This is a genomic window from Streptomyces nanhaiensis, from assembly GCF_046614825.1.
Taxonomy (GTDB): Bacteria; Actinomycetota; Actinomycetes; order Streptomycetales; family Streptomycetaceae; genus Streptomyces; species Streptomyces radiopugnans.
In genome coordinates this window covers 1-20,045 of sequence record NZ_JBKJFM010000010.1, presented here as the reverse complement: position 1 = coordinate 20,045, position 20,045 = coordinate 1, and the positions used below count along the sequence as shown (strand labels likewise).

Below are 20,045 nucleotides of genomic sequence, written 5' to 3'. Positions count from 1 at the left end.
CCGGCGGCGGGTTACGGGAGCGTGGTCCACTTCTGGTTGTTCTGGCCGTTGCAGGTCCACAGGATGACCGGGGTCCCGTTGGCGGTTCCCGCCTGTTCGGCGTCCAGGCACAGCCCGGCGTGGACGTTGCGGATCGACCCGTCGGCCTGCGTGGTCCACTTCTGGTTGTCCTGGCCGTTGCAGGGCCAGACGATGACCGGCGTGCCGTTGGAGGTGCCCCGGTCGGAGGCGTCCAGGCACTTGTCGCCGTAGACGCGGATCTCGCCTCCGGCCCAGGTGGTCCACAGCTGGTTGGCGGCGGTGTGGCAGTCCCAGATCAGCGTCGCCGTCCCGGCCGCGGTGGAAGCGTCTTCCACGTCGAGGCAGCGGCCGGATCCGGTACCGCGCAGGCGTGCGGTGGTGGAGTCCAGCGGGCTGCCGCCGGTCATCCTGAACACGGCGACGCCGTGTGCGGGGACGTCGGCCGAGATCCGGCCGGATGTGCTCGACGTGGTGCCGGTCCACAGATCGGTGAGGGTGAACGACCCTCCGGACAGGCCGACTTGTGCGGCCGTGGTGGTGATGGTCGTGGTGCTGCCGCCGCGGTTGAGCAGGCCGACCGCGACGGAGCCGTCGGACAGGGGCTTGGCGAACACCTCGGTGGCGCCGTCGTCACGGACTCGGCGTCCGCCCGCGCCCAGCGAGTCCTGGTTCACCGCGAGCAGGCGCGGGTTGCGCAGGATGGCGCTCACGTCGGCGGACATGGTGCGGATGTCGTTGCCGGCCATGAGCGGGGCGCTCATGAGTGCCCACAGGGCGAAGTGGGAGCGGGACTCGGTCAGGGACAGGCCGGGGCGGCCGACGACCAGCATGTCGGGGTCGTTCCAGTGCCCCGGGCCCGACTGCGCGGCGAGCGGGGCGGTGACGTCGAGGACGTTGCCGACGCCCATCGGGTAGCTGTTGGTGTTGTTGTTCTGCCAGATGTCGAGCAGGTCCTCGGTCGTCCGCCACAGGTCGGCGACCTCGCCCCAGTCGTACCTGTCGCCGGTGGGGGCGTGGAAGCTGTTGGGGTTGATGCTGTAGACGATCGGGCGGCCGGTGGCGCGCAGGGCGTCACGCATGATGGTGAACCGCGCGATCTGCTCGCTGAGGGTGCCGCTGCCGGAGCACCAGTCGTACTTGAGGTAGTCCACGCCCCATGAGGCGAACGTGGCGGCGTCCTGGGCCTCGTGGCCCCTGCTGCCCGTGGAACCGGGGTAGGTGCCCACGCCCTGGGCGCACGTTTTCTCGTTGGGGGCCTGGTAGATGCCGAACTTCAGGCCCTTGCCGTGGATGTAGTCCCCGAGCGCCTTCATCCCGCTGGGGAACTTGGTCGGGTTGGCCCGCAGGTTGCCGTTCCTGTCACGCTGCGGGTCGAACCAGCAGTCGTCGACCACCACGTACTCGTAGCCGGCGTCGCGCATGCCCGAGGACACCATCGCGTCGGCGGCCTCGCGGACCTGTGTCTCGGTGATCCCGCATCCGAAGCTGTTCCAGCTGTTCCAGCCCAGCGGCGGAGTGAGCGCCGGGCTGCCCGGTGCGGCCTCGGCGGCCGTGCCGGCGGAGGCGGCGGAGGCGGTGACGCAGGCGGTGACCGTCAGTACGGTGGCCGCGAGGAGACGCGGTAATCGACTGCGTATGGAAACCATGGGGGATTCCTTCCTGGGGGTCTGAGTGGAAACCGCTCGTCGGCGGGTCCGGCGGGCATGGTCGCGGGCCCGTGATCAGGCGCGGGTCGGCGCTGCGGGGCGAGAACGCCCGGCCGGTACGGCCACGCTCGTGATCGCCGTCCGTGACCACGTCTGCGCATGGGGACCTCGTCATCCTTGGACAAGCGACCCCGGCCTGCCCCGTCAGAGGCTGTCCGGATGCCGGAGTGGTGCGGTCCTGGATTGTTCGTAATGTCGAACAAGGGTCGAAGTGCCGGGCAACTGGATCGTACGGATCCGGTGAGCGGCGTCAATACCTCTCGCGCAACTCGGTCCCCACGGTTCTGTGGGTCTTCGGCGTGAGGGACGAACGCAGCATCGGAATTGGGCCGGAGCCGAGCCGGAACCCGCGGGCAGGCCACGACGCCACCACCCCAGGAGAACTCGGTGGCGGGCGCGTGCTGTTGCGGACGAGCATGGGCGCATGAGCGACCAACCCGCGCGATGGACCCAGGCGACCGTCCACCCCGACATGTGGGCCGACCCGGACGACGACCCCCGCGACAGAGAAGGCCCCGGCCCGGAAGGCGAACTCGCGACACTGCGGGAGTTCCTGGAGGACTACCGCACCACCCTGCGGATGAAGTGCGAGGGGCTGAACGCGGAGCAACTGGCCCGCCGCTCGGTCCCGCCGTCGACGATGTCGCTGCTCGGCCTGCTCCGGCACCTCGCCGAGGTGGAACGCGACTGGCGCAACTGGATCGGCGACGGCGAGCCGCTGCCGAAGCTGTACGGCGAGAAGGACGCGGACTTCGACGGAGCCGTCGCCGACCAGGCGGTGGTCGACGCCGCGTACGCCGATCTGGAGCGCGAACAGGCCGCCACCGACGCAGTGCTGGCCCGGTACCCGGACCTGGGCGCGCGCGTGGGAAAGGACGGGGTCACGATCCGGGAGCTGATGGTGCACGGGATCGAGGAGTACGCCCGCCACTGCGGACACGCCGACCTGCTGCGCGAGTGCGTCGACGGCCGGGTGGGGCAGTGAAGAACGCCGGGGGCGGGCCGTATCGGCCCGCCCCCGGCGTTTCTCCATCGACGCTGGAGTCAGGAACGTGCGCGTCCGTTTATCTCCGCTGTGAACGCACTCCACGCCCGCGCCGGAAAGACCAGTGCCGGGCCGCCCGGATTCTTGCTGTCCCGCACGGGGACCGCGCCGGGAAGCCCGTCGGCGACCTCGACGCAGTCGCCGTTGCTCGCCCCGCTGTAGCTGGACTTGCGCCATATCAGGCTGTGCTCGTTGATCATCGCTTGTACTCCTCCGACACGGCCTCTAGCAGGGCCAGTGACTCCTCCGACGACAAGGCATCGCCCAGGGCGAGGTCGTAGGCCGACTGGCAGGCCTCGACCATGTCCGGGTCATCCATGACACGCCCGGTGCGCAGGCCTTCAACGTAGGCCACAGGAGGGGCGTCGGTGAACCGCATAAGGGTGACCATGCTCTCCAGCAGTGCGTGCGCGCCTGTGGAGAAGGGGAGCACATGGACCCGCACCCGTCCGCTGCGCCCCATCTCGGCGACGTGCTCCAACTGCTCCGCGATCACGCCGCGTCCGCCGATGGGACGCCGGAGGATCGACTCGTCCAGCAGGGTCCACAGAACCGGGGAGTTGGGGTCGTCGAGGATGCGGGCACGCTCCATCCGGTTGGTGACCCGTCGCTCTACATCCTTGTGTGTATAGACCGGGGTGCCAGCACGGAAGACGGCCCGCGCGTACGCCTCGGTCTGGAGGATGCCGGGGACGAGCGACGCTCCGTAGGTCTTGATCACGCAGGCCAGCTTCTCCATCTCGGCGGCAGCCGCGAAGTGATCGGCGAAGCGCCCCTCGTCCAGTGAGCGGCGCATGCGTTCGAAGAAGCCGTCCGTGCCCAGTGCCTGGTCGATCCGGCAGGCGTCCTCCGGCCGGGGCTTGCGCCTGCCGGCCTCGAAGTGGGCGATCATCTGCGGCGAGATGACGACCATCTCGCCGAGTTGGGCCTGCGTGAGGCCCTTGTTCTCGCGCTTGCGCTGAAGCTCCGCACCGTAGAACTCCTGTGGCGAGTAAGGACGGTCGATCCCGCCGCCGCGTCGCATGTGCTCAACACCCCTTCTCTCCAGCTCTCTCTGGAGAGCTGGAAGCCCTGTTGAGCGTACCGTCGCGGGAGCAATCTGTGAGTGGGTGGATACGGAAAGCCACCACGCACAGCGCAGGAGCAGACATGGCGACGTACCTCGTGGACACCACGCGCGACCGGATCGGCGAGCTGATGGGCAGGAGCGGCGGGCGGTACTTCCTCCGCCCGCCCGGCGGGGGCCGGGAGTGGGAGTGCCTGCCGGAGAACACCCGCCTGCCCACGCCCGAGGAGCAGTTGAGCGCGGGGGTGCGGGCGGCGAACCGGCACAGCGAGCAGCGCTGCCGGTGAGACCCCGCACCTGGACCACCGGGCGGTGCCGGCTCTACTGCCTCCGGCCGCAGGTGCCGGTGGTGTGGCTCGGGCCGGTGCAGACCCAGGGGCAGCAGGCCGAGCTGTACGCCTGCGAGGACTGCGTACAGACGCTCAACGTCCTGGTGTGGGAGGCCCTGCGGCAGCGGGACCGCGCTCCCGCCCGATAGACCCCCGGCCTCGTTCGGGGCCGGACCCGGAAACACGCGACAGCGAGGAGAGAGAACATGACGAACCGGATGTGGCGCAACGGCGACGGCAACGCCGTCATCGGTGCCGACGGCGGCGACAAGCTGCCGGGGGAGCCGTATCCCGGCCCGCACCAGCCGCCCACCCCGGACGGCGGCCCCGGCGTCCCCAACCCGCCCAAGGCGGTCACCGGCCGATGAGCACCGAGCACACCGAAAGCGCGCAGAGCGCGGAAAGCACCGGCACGGCCGGGCAGCGACCCGGCCGCCTGGAGTTGGCACGCGCCCTCATGGCGGGCGGCGTCCTCTCCCCGGACTGGACGCCCGCCTTCGCGGCCGTGCCCAGGTCGGCGTTCCTGCCGGAGCTGATCTGGCCCTACGACATGGAAGCGGGCCGCAGCGTCGCCGTGTCGATGGCACAGGACCCGGACGCCTGGGCCCGGTACGCCGACGCCGACGTGCCCGTCGTCACCCAGTGGGACGACGGCCGGCACACCGGCACGGCGCCGGGGCGGGAGCCCACCTCATCGGCGTCCATGCCGTCCGTGGTCTTCAGGATGCTCCGGGACCTGGAGGTACGGCCGGGCCACCGGGTGCTGGAGATCGGCGCGGGCACGGGCTGGAACGCGGCGCTCCTGGCCCACCGCCTCGGCACGGTGAACGTGGTGACGGTGGAGGTGGACGAGGCGGTGGCCGCCGCCGCGCGCAGGGCGCTGGAGATCTTCGGCCTGCCCGTCCGCGTCGTCCACGGCGACGGTGCGCGGGGCTTTCCCGACGGGGCGCCCTACGACCGGATCATCGCCACGTGCGGGCTGCGGTCCGTCCCCCGCGCCTGGGTGGAGCAGTGCCGTCCCGGCGGCCTTATCGTCGCCCCGTGGGGGACGCACTACGGCAACGGCGACGCGGTGGTACGGCTGACCGTCTCCCACGACGGGGAGAGCGCGTCGGGTCTCTTCACCGGGCCGGTGGAGTTCATGAAGCTGCGCTCCCAGCGTCCGCCGTCCGTAGCCCACTCCGAGTACGTCACGGGCGGCGTGGCCGACGGCGAGGAGTCGTCCACCGCGCTGCCGGAGGGAGAGTTCGCCGGGGAGCGGTTCGAGCCGGGGCACTTCGCGCTCGGGCTCCGGGTGCCGGACTGCCGGTGCGTCGTCGCCGACAAGCGCGACGGGGCCCGGCCGGTGTGGTGGTACGGGCTTACCGACCGCTCCTGGGCCTGCGCGATGTTCCGCGACGGAGGGGCTGCGCGCGTGTGGCAGTCCGGGCCCCGCCGGTTGTGGGACGAGGTCGAGGCAGCCCACCGCTGGTGGCGGGAGCGGGGCAGGCCGGGGTACGAGCGGTTCGGCCTGACCGTCACGCCGCAGGGACAGCGGGCCTGGCTGGACGACCCGGCCGACTCCTGGCCGGTGTGAGCCGGCCGTACCCGGGTGTGTGCGCCGGGACGGAGGCCCGTCCGGCATAACATCGCGGGGAAAGGCATTTCCCGGCAGGGCCCCGCGCCGTCCGGCGGCTCGGGGCCCTGCCGGGCACGGACGACGACTGGTGGGGGAATCCACGACCATGACGGCCGAGACGTTCGAGTTCCAGGTGGAGGCCAGCCGCCTCCTGCGGATGATGGTTCACTCGATCTACTCGAACAAGGACGTGTTCCTGAGGGAGCTGGTCTCCAACGCCTCCGACGCGCTCGACAAGCTCCGCATCGAGGCGCTGCGCGACGACTCGCTGGGGGCCGATGTCTCCGACCTGCACATCGAGATCGAGACCGACAAGGACGCCCGCACGCTGACCGTGCGCGACAACGGCATCGGGATGTCGCGCGAGGAGGTCGTCGGGCTGATCGGGACGATCGCCAAGTCCGGCACCGCGGAGTTCGTCCGCAAGCTGGAGGAGGCCCAGAAGGCCGGGGACGCGGGTAACCCGGCTTCGGCGGAGGCGCTGATCGGGCAGTTCGGCGTCGGCTTCTACTCCGCCTTCATGGTGGCCGACGAGGTCACGCTGCTGACCCGCCGCGCCGGGGAGTCCGCGGGCACCCGCTGGACGTCCACCGGCGAGGGCACCTACACGATCGAGACGGTCGACGACGCGCCCCAGGGCACCTCCGTCATCCTGAGGCTCAAGCCCGAGGACACCGACGACCGCCTCTTCGACTACACGGCCTCCTGGAAGATCAGGGAGATCGTCAAGCGCTACTCCGACTTCATCACCTGGCCCATCCGCCTGGTCGAGGCGGGCGCCGAAGAGGGCGCGAAGAGCGAGGACGGGGACAAGGAGAGCGAGGACGGCGGGAAGTCCGGGCCGGAGGCGATCAACTCCCGCAAGGCCCTGTGGGCCCGGCCCCGCGGCGAGGTCTCCGACGAGGAGTACCACGAGCTCTACAGGCACATCAGCCACGACTGGACCGACCCGCTGGAGACCATCCGAGTCCAGGCGGAGGGCACCTTCGAGTACCAGGCGCTGCTCTTCCTGCCCGCGCGGCCGCCGCAGGGCGTCCTCTCCCATGACCGGCGCGGCGTGCAGCTCTACGTCAAGCGCGTCCTGATCATGGAGGAGTGCGAGGAGCTGGTCCCGGCCTACCTGCGCTTCGTCAAGGGTGTGGTCGACGCCCAGGACCTGTCGCTGAACATCTCCCGCGAGATCCTCCAGCAGGACCGCCACATCCAGCTGATGCGCCGGCGGCTGGCGAAGAAGGTGCTGTCCACCCTCAAGGAGATGAGGACGGCGCGGCCCGAGAAGTACGCGGACTTCTGGCGGGAGTTCGGCGCGGTCGTCAAGGAGGGTCTGATCAACGACCCCGACAACCGCGACGCGATCCTGGCGGTCTCCTCCTTCGCCTCCACCCACGACGCGGAGAAGGCGACGACGCTCCAGGAGTACGTGGAGCGGATGAAGGAGGGCCAGGAGCACATCTACTACCTCACCGGCCCGTCCCGGAGCGCGGTGGAGAGCTCGCCGCACATGGAGGCCTTCCGGGACAAGGGACTCGAGGTGCTCGTCCTGACCGACCCGGTCGACGAGGTGTGGGTCGACGCGGTGCCCGACTTCCAGGGGAGGAAGCTGCTCTCCATCGCCAAGGGCGAGGCCGAGCTCGGCACCCCGGAGGAGAAGGAGCGGGCCCAGGAGGAGCGGGAGCGGCAGCGCGAGGAGTACGCCGGGCTGCTGGGGTGGATGACCGAGCGGCTCGGCGACGAGGTCAAGGAGGTGCGGCTGTCCTCCCGGCTGACCACCTCGCCGGCCTGCGTCGTCTCGGACGCCGACGACATGACGCCCGGCCTGCGCAGCATGCTCCGCGCCATGGGGCAGGAGATGCCCGAGAGCAAGCGCATCCTGGAGATCAACCCCGGCCATCCGCTGATCACGGGCCTGCGCAGGGCGCACGCGGAGAACGCCTCCGCGCCGGACCTGGAGGGCATGGCCGAGCTCGTCCACGGCATGGCGCTGCTGGCGGAGGGCGGCCTGCCCGGCGACCCGGCCCGCTTCACCCGGCTGATGGCCGAGCGCCTGGAGCGGTCCCTGTGACCCGCCGCTGAAGGTCTGACCGCCGCGGGGTCCGGAGCCATCGGCTCCGGACCCCGCGGCGCGTTCTGGAGGTGGCCGGAAACCTCCTGTTTGAAAGGGAGTTGGTGTCACCTGAAGAGGCTATGGCCGATATCGGCGTGATGTCCTCACGCTTGACACGCACATGGACACACTCTGTAGAACTCGCTGCCGGCGACCGCCGTCAGGCTGCCGTCGAACCCTGTCCGCTCGCGAGAGGATCCGGGGCAAGCAGCGATGTTCGGACTCAGACCACGCGCAAGACGCACACTGGCGACGGCCGGCATCATGGCTGTCCTCGCCACGGCCTTTCCGCAACCGGCCTTCGCGGCGCCCGCCGACGGCCGGTCGCCGTTCGGCGGCATCCGGGACTGGTTCGCCGGCGACGACGGGCAGGAGCCGGCGAAACCGCCCGAGCTCTCCGAGACGGGGGTGCCCAGCAACGAGCACCTGCCCCCGGGCGGCGTCCGATCCAGACCCGAACGGATCGGGGAGCTGAAGGACAGGCGCACGCCCACCGCCCGCCACTGGCGGCTCTCGGACGGCCGCGTCCAGTCGGAGGTCTCCGCAACGCCCACCCACTACGAGGCGGGCAAGAAGTGGAAGCCCATCGACACCGCGGTCCGCGGCACAGGACGCGACGGCTACCGGTACGCCAACACCACCAACCTCGCCCGGACCTACTTCGGCGAACGGCCCGGTGAACTCGTCCGGTTCGAACTGGCCGAGGGCCGCTGGGCGGCCATCGGCCTCAAGAACGCCGAAGCCGGGAAGCTCACCCCCGAGGCCGACGGCGACACCGTCACCTACGAGGACGCGCTCGGGAGGGGCGCCGACCTGAGGTACACCGTCGGGCACGGCACCCTGAAGGAGGACATCGTCCTCGACGGGCCCCCCGAGGGCACGCCGTCCTACGAGTTCACCCTCACCACCGGGGGCCTGACCGCCCGGAAGCTCAAGGGCGGCGCCATCGCCCTCCACACCGAAGCCTCCGGCCCGAAGCGTCCGGAGCTCGTCATCCCCGCGCCGTTCATGACGGACGCGAAGAAGGACGCCGAGTCCCCGTACGGCGCGGCGGGCACCGACGCCGTCCGGCAGACGCTGAGGAAGACCGGCCGCGACGGGCACTACGAACTCACCCTCCGCCCCGACGCGAAGTGGCTGGCCTCCGGGAAGCGGGTCTACCCCGTCGTCATCGACCCGACCATCTCGATCTCGCCGACGGTCACCCAGTCGCAGGACGTGATGATCTCCTCGGACGGGCCGGCCAGCAACTACGACGGCCTGTGGCGGCTCTCCGTCGGCAACACGTCCACGGGCACCTCCCGGGCCCTGCTGAGGTTCCCGCTGGGCAGCGTGCCTGCCGGAACCAGACTGGACTCCGCCGACCTGCGCCTGTACTACGACCAGACCCACACCACGGGCGACACCGAGGTGCTCCTCGAGGCTCACCGGGCCACCGAGGCCTGGGACGAGACCACCGCCACCTGGGACAACGCCAGTGGCATCACCGGTGAACTGTCCGGCACCTCGGTCCTGGTCGACGACCGGGACCCGGGCACCACCGCGGCCAAGGGCTCCTGGCCGGCCTCGGGCAACACGGCCTACACCCGGTACGCGGTGAACCAGGACTACCTGTACAACAAGGACTCCGTCGCCGGTGACACCTACACCTGGCAGCCCGACCTCCCCGAGGACGGCGACTACCGGGTCGACGTGCACTACGTCCCCGCCTCCGACCGGGCCGTGAACGCCCCCTACACCGTGACCCACGGCGACGGCAGCAAGACGTACACGGTCGACCAGAGCGAGGGCACCGGCGGCCGGTGGAGGACGCTCGGCACCCACCCGTTCAAGGCCGGCACCGCGGGCAAGGTCGTCCTCGGCGACGGCCCGGTATCCACCTCCACCGCCGTCATCGCCGACGCGGTCCGCTTCACCAAGGGCGGGGTCGCGGTCAAGGAACCGCAGTAGAGCAACACCTGGCACTCCTTCAGCGTCACCAGGACCGTCCAGTCCTGGATCGACGGCGCCAACCCCAACCACGGCTTCGTCGTCAAGGCCGCCGACGAGAGCGACTCGGCCCCCAAGGGCGGACCACGCTACGAGGCCGCCGAGTACGCCTACAAGGGCGAGGTCGCCAACCACCCGAGGTTGGTGCTCACCTGGGGCCGCCCCGGCGTCGAACTGGACGCGCCCGAGGTGATCCACGCGACCGGCGCCGAACTGGACTGGTCCGCGTACCAGGACCCGTCGGCCGACCCCGGTGACGACATCGTCGAGTACCAGGTGCACCGCAGCGTCTTCCAGACGTTCACGCCGTCCCCGCAGACGCTGGTCGCCCCCGTGGCCAAGGACGCCACGTCCTTCACGGACACCACGGCGACGCCGACGCCCGCGGACTCGGCCGAGGCCTTCGGCAACGTCTTCTACTACATGGTCGCGGTCAAGACCCGCGACGGAACGGTCGTTCCGGCGCCCACGCGGATCGCCAGGCTCCCCAAGGCGGGCCGCACGACGGTGGTGCTGCAGGGCGACGCCGCCGACACCACCCTGTCCTCCGCCCAGCCCGACAGCGGCCACGACAAGCTCACCGACTCCGGCGTCGACCACCCCTGGCTGTCCGTCGGCAACAACTCGGGCACCTACGGCAGGACCCGCGCCCTGCTGAGGTTCCCGGCGCTGAGCACCGTCCCGGCCACCTCGCGGGTGCTGCACGCCCAGCTCGACCTGTGGGGCTTCACCACCACCACGGGCACCCCGGGCGCGGTCTACGAACTGAGCGCACTGCGGCGCGGGTTCGAAGAATCCACCGCCACCTGGAACAAGGCGGACTCCGCGACCGCGTGGACCACCCCCGGCGGCGACCTCGACGCCTCGGTCGCCGACACCGTCTCCACGATCACCAACGACCCCGCCCGCCAGTCGTGGTACCTCACCTCGCTCGCCCAGTCCTGGGTCGGCGACCCGGAGAGCAACGAGGGCGTGGCGATCAAGCTGCGGGACGAGTCGGCGACCGGCCCGCAGGAGCGCACGGTCTTCCTGTCCAGCGAGGCCGAGGAGCCCCAGCTGCGACCGCAGCTGGTCGTCACCTACATCGACAAGAGCACCGAGTCGACGTACCACGCGCCCGACACCCCGGCGCGGATGACCCCCGGCGACCAGTACACGGTCGACGTCACGCTGACCAACACCACCACCTCCACCTGGAAGGCCGCCGACCAGGCACTGTCCTACCGGTGGACGCTGCCGGACGGCACCGACGCCACCACCGGCGGCAACCGGCTGGAGACGGCGCTGCCCGAGGACGTCGCCCCGGGCGAGACGGTCACCGTCGAGGCGGCCCTGAAGTCCCCGGTCAACTCCGACTCGGGCAACAAGCGCCTCGACCACGTCCTCGGATGGGACCTGCGCGACAGGACGGCCGGCACCTGGCTCTCGGCCACCGAGGACATCCCCGCGCTCACGCAGAACGTCCGGGTCGAGGACCCCACCTCCAACCAGCTGGGCCTGGAGAAGTTCTACTCCTACGCGGGCAAGAACACCGGCGCCGGCTCGACGGTGATGACCAACCTGTACGCCGGCAACACCGTCTGGTCCTACAACGCCTTCTCCAACCCCGGCCGCGGCCTGTCCACCTTCGCCCGGTTCTCCTACAACTCCCAGGACACCTCCGACACCGTCCTCGGCCACGGCTGGTCCGCCCAGCTCGCGGCCCCGATCCGCTCGGGCGCGGCGCTGGACTTCCACCCCAACCCCGACCCGACCACCGTCACCCTCCCCGACGGTGACGGCACCGCGCACACCTTCCGCAAGCAGGACGACGGCACCTGGAAGGCCCCGGCCGGGGTGCACTACCTGCTCCAGCAGAAGGCGGGAGTGGACTGCAGGCCGTCGGCCGACGGTGACCCGCGCGCCTGGTCGATGACGCGGCCGGACCGCACGGTGTTCTCCTTCGACTGCGACGGCTACCTGTCGGCGATCACCGACAAGAACGGCAACACCCAGACCTACACCTACGAGGAACGCCGCTCCAACAACAAGCCGGTCAAGTTCCTCAAATACATCACCGACCCGGCCGGCCGGCAGACCCTGACGGTCGACTACTACGGCAAGGGCCAGGACTACCCCTACATCGACGACACCGGTGTGAAGCGGTCCGGCACCAACCTGACCAGCCCGAAGATCATCGACCACATCGCGTCGATCACGGACGTCTCCGGACGGAAGCTGACCTTCGTCTACAGCGACAAGGGCCTGCTCGGTGAGCTGACCGACGGCGCCGGCAGCACGCAGCCGAAGGTCTTCCGCTTCACCTACGACGCCACCCAGGGCAACAAGAACGTCAAGCTCGTCAAGGTCACCGACCCGCGCGGCAACGCCACCTCCTTCGACTACTACGACCCCAGCGAGGGCGACGACCCGAAGTTCCACTGGGCGGCGCAGACCATCACCGACCGCCTCGGGCACAACACCGGCTTCGTCTACACCGACCCCGACGGCACCGCCGGCTCTTTCATCGAAGCCAGGGTGACTGACGCGGAGAACCACACCACCACGCAGTCGCTCGACGGCTACGGCCGCGCCGTGTCCATCACCAACGCCAAGTCCGAGACGACGAAGTTCGGCTGGGACGCCGACAACAACGTCACGCGCCTGGAGGAGGCCAACGGAGCCGTATCCACCTGGGCGTACGACCCGAAGACGGGCTACCCGCTGGAACAGAGGGACGCCGAGGCGAACAAGAACGGCACCGAGGCGCAGACCTTCACCTACTCCTACGGGCTGAACGGCCACATCGCGGACCTCTTCCGGAAGAAGTCCCCGGAGGGCCGGACCTGGCAGTTCGGCTACGACACCTTCGGCAACCTGACCTCGGTCACCGACCCCAAGGGCGTGGCCACCCCGGAGCCCGACGACTACACGGCGAAGACCGAGTACAACGCTTTCGGCCAGGTCACCAAGGAGACCGACGCCAACGGCCACGCGACCAGCTACAGCGGCTACACGGCCGTCGGCTACCCGGCGACGATCACCGACGCGCTGGAGAACCCCTCCACCTTCGTCTACGACGTCCGCGGCAACGTCACCGAGGTCACCAACGCCAAGGGAGCCGAGGTCACCCAGACCTACGACACCTTCGGCCGCCCCCTGGTGAAGAAGGAACCCAAGGACCAGGAGTCGGGCGTCTTCATCACGACCCCGGCGCCTGCCTACGACGCCAACGACAACCTGACGGAGGTGACGGCGCCCAACGGGTCGGTGTCCACCTCGGTGTACGACGAGGCCGACCAGGTGGTCGAGTCGACATCACCGGGCGACGAGGCCGGGGATCCGCCCCGGAAGACGACATCCACCTACGACAGGACCGGTCACGTCCTCACCGTCACCACGCCCAAGGGCAACGAGACGACCGCCGACGGCGACTTCACCGTGACAACCCGGTACGACCGGATCTACCAGCCGGTGGAGATCACGGATGCCATGGGGTACACGGCCACGTCGGCCTACGACTCGGTCGGCAACCTCGTGAAGGTCGTCGACGCACGGAAGAAGGCGACCGCCGACCCGGACGACTTCACCACGAAGTACGAGTACGACCTGAACCACCGAGTGGTGAAGACGACCGACGCACTCGGGGAGTCCACCTCCGCCCGCTACGACAAGGACGGCCTGGCCATCGGCCGGACCGACGCCGAGGGCAACGAGGCGCTCGCCGTGTACGACGAGCGCGGTGCCCTGATCGAGTCGAAAGCGCCCTTCGACAAGGACGGATCCGGCAACACCGTCCACCGGACGACGAGGTACGAATACGACCAGGTCGGCAACCGGACCAGGACGATCACCCCGCGCGGTGTCGCCACCACCGACGACACCACCGACTTCGCTGCGGAGACCGTCTACGACGAGCTGAACAGGGTCAAGGAGGAGCGCTCACCGTTCGACAAGGACGACGCCCGCTACTCGACGCCCGACTCGACGTTCTACTCCTACGACTCGGTCGGCAACCTGAGCTCCGTCTCGGCACCACCCTCCGACGGCCAGACGGTCCGCAACGTCACCGAGTACACGTACTACGACAACGGCTGGACCAGGACCTCGAAGGACCCGTGGGACATCACCACGTCCTACGACTACAACGAGCTCGGCCAGCAGACGAGGAGCACCCTCACCTCCGCCGGCGGGTCCCAGCAGCGGACGCTGACGTGGGACTACTACCTGTCGGGCAACCAGAAGGCCCGTTCGGACGACGGCGTCCCCGTCGGCAACCAGGTCGTGCTGGTCGACAGTTCGGACTTCAACAACACCGCGACCCAGGGCAACTGGTCACGTACACAGGCTGAGGGGCAGCACGGCTACGACACGTACTCGCACGCGGCCGGTACGGGCACGGCGCGGTTCGCGTGGCAGCTCAACATCCCGCAGAACGGCACCTACGAGGTCTTCGTCCGCCATCCGCGGATGACCGGGGCCGCGAGCGACGCGGAATTCACGGTTGACCACGAAGGCGGCAGCGCCACCAAGACCGTGGACCAGACCCAGCGTGTGGGCGAATGGGTCTCACTGGGGTCCTACCCGTTCGTGGAGGAAGGCCCGCAGAAGGTCACGCTGACCGATGATGCCGACGGTACGGTCCTCGCCGACGCGGTGAAACTGGTCCGCTCCAACACGGGCGAGACGGACAACGAGAAGAAGGACTTCACCTACAAGTACGACGCCAACGGCAACAAGGTCGAGGTCAAGGACAACTCGCCGGGCGCCGAGATCGACACCTACCGGATCGCCTATGACGACCTGAGCCGGATCGGCAAGGTCGAGGAGATCGCCGACGGCTCGGTCGAGAACACGACGGCGCTGACCTACGACGAGGTGGGCAACCCGGTCACGGTCACCCACGACCTGACCTGGTCGGAGATCGAGTACGACGCCCGGGACATGGTCGCCAGGGTCACCAACGCGGACTCGCCGACCGCGGGCAACCAGCAGATCTCCACGATGACCTACACCGCTCGTGGCCAGCTGCTCAAGCAGACCAAGCCCAACGGCAACACGCTGGAGATGGCCTACTACCTCGACGGGTCGGTCAAGCAGTCCGTCGAGAAGAAGCGGAACGGCACGGTCGTCGCCCGGCACGACCTGGAGTACTCGCCCAACGGACACCGCTCCAAGGACGTGCTGAAACTGATGAACGCCGACGACAACTCGGCGTACATCGACAACACGTACACCTTCGACTACGACCCGCAGGACCGGATCACCGAGGTCACCAAGAGCGGCGACGACCCGGCCACCGAGTCGTACGCCTACGACCGCAACAGCAACGTCGTCGAGCAGACGGTGGGCGGGGTCACCACGACCAACCGCTTCGACCGGAACCGCCTGCTGTCGTCGACGGCGAACGGGATCTCGTCCACCTACAACTACGATCCACTCGGCCGGCTGGACACCGTCAGCGCCGGCGGCCAGACCGTCGAGAAGTACTACTACGACGGCTTCGACCGCACGGTGAAGACGCGAGTCGGAGCCGGTCCGTCCGCGGTGACGACGACGTACGTCTTCGACCCGTTCGACCGGACGGTCTCCCGGGCGACCTCCGGGGCCGAGGCCAGGACCACCGCCTTCACCTACCTCGGCATGGACGACCAGGTCCTGCGGGAGGAGGTGGACGCAGAGGCCGACAAGTCCTACCAGTACCTGCCGTCCGGCCGGCAGGCCACCCAGATCAAGCACAAGGACGACGGGACCGAGGAGTACTCGCACTACGTCACCAGCCCGCGCGGCGACATCGAGGCCATCACCAAGGAGGACGGCAACACCCGCGCCACCTACGGTTACACCGCGTACGGCTCGGACGACGAGACCCAGATGACCGGCGCGGACAAGCCGGACGCGAACGATCCCGGCAAGGAGTCGTACAACGCCTTCCGCTACAACGCTTCGCGCCGGGACGGTGCGTCGGGCACGTACGACATGGGTTTCCGCAACTACGACCCGGGCCTGAACCGCTTCCTCACCCGCGACTGGTACGGCGGCGCGCTCGCCGACATGTCCCTGGCCACCGACCCGTTCACCGGCAACCGCTACGCCTTCGCCGGCGGCAACCCGATCAGTTTCGTCGAGATCGACGGGCACCTCTTCGGGCTCTCGCTGTCCGACATCGGCCACGCGACGCTGGACGTGGTCGGTCTGGTCCCCGTGGTCGGCGAGGTCGCCGACGTCGCCAACGGCATCTGGTACGCAGCCGAGGGCAACTACGTCGACGCCGCACTGTCGATGAGCTCGGCCATCCCGCTGGCCGGCTACGGCGCAACGGCGATCAAGGCGGGCCGCTACGTCGACAAGGGCCTCGACGCGGCGGACGCGGCCAACGACGCCCGCAAGGCGGGGGACAAGGTCGACGCGGCAGGCGCTGCGACTCCGCCGAAGCCCAAACCCGATGGGCCGGACGGCCCTCCGGCGAAGCCCAAGCAGAACGAACCGGACGCGCCCAGCTGCCCCGTACGCAACAGCTTCGTCCCCGGGACACCGGTTCTCATGGCCGACGGCTCCACCAAGGCCATCGAAGACATCGAGGCGGGCGACCAGGTCCGGGCCACCGATGTGGAAAGCGGCCACACGCGGGTGCGTACGGTCAGCGATCCCCGCAGCAGTGAGGGCGACAAACGGCTCGTCACCCTCACCGTGAGGACCGTCGGTATGGACGCGGAGGCCGAAGGAGAGGTCACGTCGACCGCCGATCACCTCTACTGGCTGCCGGACGCGGGCCGCTGGGTCAAGGCGGGAGAACTCGACCCCGGCAGCTGGCTGCGGACCTCTTCGGGCATCTGGGTCCAGATCAGCGCGGTCGAGCGGACCGACCGCCATCAGCGCGTACACAACCTCACCGTCGAGGGCGATCACAACTACTACGTGATGGCGGGCGGTATCCCGCTCCTCGTCCACAACCAGTGCGGTGAACCGGTCCCCTACGGATCGGAGGGCCTGCCGAGGGCGGCGGCCGAGCGCAGACTGGCCCCCAACTCCGGTGTGATCCGGGGGAGCAACGTCGCCGCGGCCAGGCTGAGGGACGGCCGTGTCCTCACCGGTGTCAGCAACCCCAGGACCGGCAAGCATGCCGAGGAGGACATCCTCGGCCAGCTCAAGGACGGGGACATCGTGGACGAGCTGTACACCGAACGGCAGCCCTGCGGCCCCAACCAGAACAACTGCATCGGTCAGTTGCTGGACAACAATCCGGACGTGCGGATCACCTACTCGGTGCCGTGGTCCGACCACCCCGACCCGGAGACCGCCAAGCTGCTCAACGGCGGCTCCAAGGAACTCCTGATGGGGATGATCGCGAACTACGCGAGGAACACCGGCCGGGGAAGGTAACCTGACCGGCCTCAGCCCGACCGCCCACCGGTTCGAGCCGGTGGGCGGTCGTCATGGATTCGGCGGCGATGGGATGTGCGAACACGGGTGATGGTGAGTGCAGATGTCGTCGCGGCCCGGGTGAGGGACGAACTCGCGGCCGCGGGGCTGCCGCTGGCGCCGCAGTTCACGACCGTCGACGAGCGGTTCCGCACCGGGGTGTGCGTCGTGGTCGAGGACGAAGGGGACGGCGTGGAGCGGGTGTTCGTCTCCTGGCGCACGCACCACACACTGGTCGGCGCATCGTCGCGGGCGCTGCTCCGCGGCGATGCGGCCCATCCCGCGGTGATGCACCACGGCCGGGTCTGCCGGGCCGTGCGGGACGCCATGTCGGAGATCCTCTCGTCCGCGGGATTCGTCGTCGAGCACGCGGACGAGTACAACGAGTACAGGCCGCTGGAGCTACGCGTGTCGGCGGGGCCGGAACCGTACAGCCCGGCCTGGGGGGACGCCGGTGACGGCACCGGCGGCTGAGTGCGAGCCCCGGTAAGCCGCCGGGCCGACTCCGGTGGCTTCCGAACCGTGTGAACCGTGCGGTGCTTCCCGGGGCGCGGCCGGCTCGGTGCGGCGGCGTTCGCCGGCGGCACCCGGCGGTCGCGGATGTACGAGGAGGCCGGGTTCGACGCCGTCTGACGCCGGGCGGGCCGTGCAGGGCCACGGCGTCGAAGGGTGCTCCCGGCGGTGGCCCACCGCCGGGAGCACCCTTTTCACATCCCTTCCCGACGGTCGGCGACCTCGCAGGTCAGGCCGTGCTCGTCGATGCCCACCAGCACCGTGTCGCCCGCGCGCAGAGCCCCGTCGAGGATCAGGTCGGTGAGGCGGTCGTCCAGATGGGTGCGGACGGTGCGGCGCAGCGGGTGGGCGCCGGAGTCGGGCTGGTAGCCCTGGTTGATCAGCCACTCGCGGCCACTGCGGTCGACCTCCAGGCCGACGCCCTGGGCCGCCAGCAGCCGGCGGCTGTCCTCCAGCAGCAGCCCGACGACGCGCAGCAGGTCCTCGCGGGCCAGGGGGCGGAGGAAGACGGTCTCGTCGACCCGCTCCAGCAGTTCCGGCCGCACCCGGTCGCGCAGATGCGCCATGGTCTCCGTGCGGAGCGCGCCGGGGTCGCCGGAGTGGGCCAGCACGCTGCGCGGATCGACGGTGACGGTCAGGACGACCACGGTCTCGCGGAAGCCGGCGGCAGGGCCCCGTGCGCCGGCCGGCCCGCCGCCCTCCAGCAGCCGCGTCAGCGAGTCCAGGACGTCCGGGTGGGCCCGGTCGATCCCGTCGAGCAGGACGACGGAGTGCGGCCTGCGCCGTACGGCCTCGTCCAGCCGGCCCGCCTCTCCCCGCCCCTCCCTCAGGGCGCCCGTGCCGAAGCGCACCAACCGGTCGGCGTCGCCCAGGAGTTCGGCGGCCAGGGCCCTGGCCAGCTCGGTCTTGCCCACCCCGGGCGGCCCCGCGAACAGCAGGACCGGGGCGGGCCGCTCGGGGGCGCTCATCCCCGCCCGCGCCCGCCGCACGGCCCGGGCCACCGCGGAGACGGCCTCGTCCTGGCCCACCACCCGTTCGCGCAGCCTCTCCTCCAGGCGCCGCAGGTGCTCGCGCTCGTCGCGGGCCAGGCGGCCGGAGGGGATGCCGGTGCGCCGGGAGACGGCTTCGGCGATGTCCGCCACGGTCACCCGGGCGGCACTCTCGCGCTTCTCGGCGACGGCGGCCCGCTCCAGGTCCAGCTCCCTCATGGCCTCCCGCAGCGTCGAGGCCCGCACCAGGTCCTCCCGGGCCAGGGCCTGGTCGAGGTCGCGCCGCAGCCGGTCGCGGCGGTCCTCGACCTCCAGGACCTCGCCGCTGTGCCCGAGGCCGCGCAGCCGCACCCTGGCGCCGGCCTGGTCGAGCAGGGAGACGGCCTTGGCGGGCAGGAAGCTCTCGGTCAGATGGCGGGCGGAGAGCTCGGCGGCGGCCCGCAGCGCCTCGTCGGAGAAGCGGACCTGGTGGTGGGCCTCGTAGGAGCCGCGCAGGCCCTCCAGGATGCGCACGGTCTCCTCGACGGTGGGCTCGGGCACCAGCACCGGCTGGAAGCGGTGGTGCAGGGCGATGTCCCGCTCCACGTGGCGGCGGTACTCGTCGATGGTGGTGGCGCCCACGACGCGCAGCCCGCCGCGGGCGAGCGCGGCCCGCAGGACACCGCCGAGGTCGGGGAAGCCCTCCGTGCCCGCGCCCGCGCCGACGAGGGTGTGCAACTCGTCGAGGAAGAGGACGATCCGGTCGTCGGAGGCGACCTCCCCGACGATCGCGCGCAGCCTCTCCTCGATCTCCTCCCGGTAGCGGGCGCCGGCCACCAGCGCGGCCAGGTCCAGCCCGACGATCCTGCGGCCCCGCAGGTCCGGCGGCACCTCGCCGGCCGCGATCCGCCGGGCCAGGCCCTCGACGACCACGGTCTTGCCGACACCCGGCTCACCGATCAGGGCGGGGTTGTTCCGGGTCCGCCGGGAGAGCACCTCGATGACCTGGTCGATCTCCTCCGCGCGCCCCACCACCGGATCCAGCCGGCCCTCGCGGGCATGTGCGGTCAGGTCGCGGCCGTAGTGGTCCAGTACGGGGGTGGGGCCGGACGGGCGGGACGGACCGGAGAGGCGGGGCGGGCCGGACAGACCGGCGAAAGCCCTGCGCACCGGCTCGGGCGCGGCGCCCGCGGCGCGCAGCGCCCGTCCGGCGCCGCTTCGGGGGTCCTCCAGCAGGGCGGCCAGGACGTGCTCGGGGCCGAACCGGGACGCGCCGGCGGCGCGG

Annotated in this window: 13 protein-coding genes; 9 read left to right on the top strand and 4 right to left on the bottom strand. The window is 70.3% G+C overall.

Annotated features, from left to right (window positions below):
- Positions 1–11 precede the first annotated feature (11 nt).
- Complete coding sequence (locus ACLIYP_RS05110; RefSeq protein WP_412711943.1) at positions 12–1,667, bottom strand: glycoside hydrolase family 27 protein; 1,656 nt, start codon at positions 1,665–1,667, stop codon at positions 12–14.
- A 484-nt stretch (positions 1,668–2,151) separates the two neighbouring features.
- Here ACLIYP_RS05110 and ACLIYP_RS05105 point away from each other — a divergent pair, with 484 nt between their 5' ends.
- The gene (locus tag ACLIYP_RS05105) at positions 2,152–2,712 is read left to right on the top strand and encodes a DinB family protein (RefSeq protein WP_412711942.1); all 561 of its coding nucleotides are present in this window, start codon (positions 2,152–2,154) and stop codon (positions 2,710–2,712) included.
- A 59-nt stretch (positions 2,713–2,771) separates the two neighbouring features.
- On the opposite strand, the gene ACLIYP_RS05100 is transcribed toward ACLIYP_RS05105, so the two are convergent.
- Positions 2,772–2,972, bottom strand: coding sequence for a DUF397 domain-containing protein (locus ACLIYP_RS05100; RefSeq protein ID WP_412711941.1), 201 nt, complete (start codon positions 2,970–2,972; stop codon positions 2,772–2,774).
- The gene (locus tag ACLIYP_RS05095) at positions 2,969–3,796 is read right to left on the bottom strand and encodes a helix-turn-helix domain-containing protein (RefSeq protein ID WP_412711940.1); all 828 of its coding nucleotides are present in this window, start codon (positions 3,794–3,796) and stop codon (positions 2,969–2,971) included. Before ACLIYP_RS05095 ends, ACLIYP_RS05100 begins: the two co-directional genes overlap by 4 nt.
- A gap of 125 nt (positions 3,797–3,921) precedes the next feature.
- Here ACLIYP_RS05095 and ACLIYP_RS05090 point away from each other — a divergent pair, with 125 nt between their 5' ends.
- The 8 genes from ACLIYP_RS05090 (at position 3,922) to ACLIYP_RS05055 (ending at position 17,753) form a co-directional block, all read left to right on the top strand.
- Positions 3,922–4,125: a hypothetical protein gene (locus ACLIYP_RS05090; protein WP_093656222.1), complete on the top strand. Its 204-nt coding sequence runs from the start codon at positions 3,922–3,924 to the stop codon at positions 4,123–4,125.
- Positions 4,122–4,316 carry a hypothetical protein gene (locus ACLIYP_RS05085; RefSeq protein WP_412711939.1) on the top strand — a complete coding sequence of 65 codons (195 nt, stop codon included), beginning with the start codon at positions 4,122–4,124 and terminating at the stop codon, positions 4,314–4,316. The genes ACLIYP_RS05090 and ACLIYP_RS05085 overlap by 4 nt, the downstream gene beginning before the upstream one ends.
- Before the next feature lie 57 nt (positions 4,317–4,373).
- On the top strand, positions 4,374–4,535 hold the full coding sequence (locus ACLIYP_RS05080; RefSeq protein ID WP_412711938.1) for a hypothetical protein: 162 nt from the start codon (positions 4,374–4,376) through the stop codon (positions 4,533–4,535).
- Positions 4,536–4,624: 89 nt separating this feature from the next.
- Positions 4,625–5,743 carry a methyltransferase domain-containing protein gene (locus ACLIYP_RS05075; protein ID WP_412711972.1) on the top strand — a complete coding sequence of 373 codons (1,119 nt, stop codon included), beginning with the start codon at positions 4,625–4,627 and terminating at the stop codon, positions 5,741–5,743.
- A 148-nt stretch (positions 5,744–5,891) separates the two neighbouring features.
- Entirely contained in the window at positions 5,892–7,847 is a 1,956-nt protein-coding gene (gene htpG, locus ACLIYP_RS05070; protein WP_412711937.1) for a molecular chaperone HtpG, read from the top strand.
- A 306-nt stretch (positions 7,848–8,153) separates the two neighbouring features.
- The gene (locus ACLIYP_RS05065) at positions 8,154–9,839 is read left to right on the top strand and encodes a golvesin C-terminal-like domain-containing protein (RefSeq protein WP_412711936.1); all 1,686 of its coding nucleotides are present in this window, start codon (positions 8,154–8,156) and stop codon (positions 9,837–9,839) included.
- A 183-nt stretch (positions 9,840–10,022) separates the two neighbouring features.
- Positions 10,023–17,240, top strand: coding sequence for a golvesin C-terminal-like domain-containing protein (locus tag ACLIYP_RS05060; RefSeq protein WP_412711935.1), 7,218 nt, complete (start codon positions 10,023–10,025; stop codon positions 17,238–17,240).
- 90 nt (positions 17,241–17,330) lie between these two features.
- Positions 17,331–17,753 carry a hypothetical protein gene (locus tag ACLIYP_RS05055; RefSeq protein WP_412711934.1) on the top strand — a complete coding sequence of 141 codons (423 nt, stop codon included), beginning with the start codon at positions 17,331–17,333 and terminating at the stop codon, positions 17,751–17,753.
- Positions 17,754–17,986: 233 nt separating this feature from the next.
- Here ACLIYP_RS05055 and ACLIYP_RS05050 read toward each other — a convergent pair.
- Positions 17,987–20,045: AAA family ATPase (locus tag ACLIYP_RS05050; RefSeq protein ID WP_412711933.1), on the bottom strand; the 2,059-nt coding region annotated here is incomplete at its 5' end.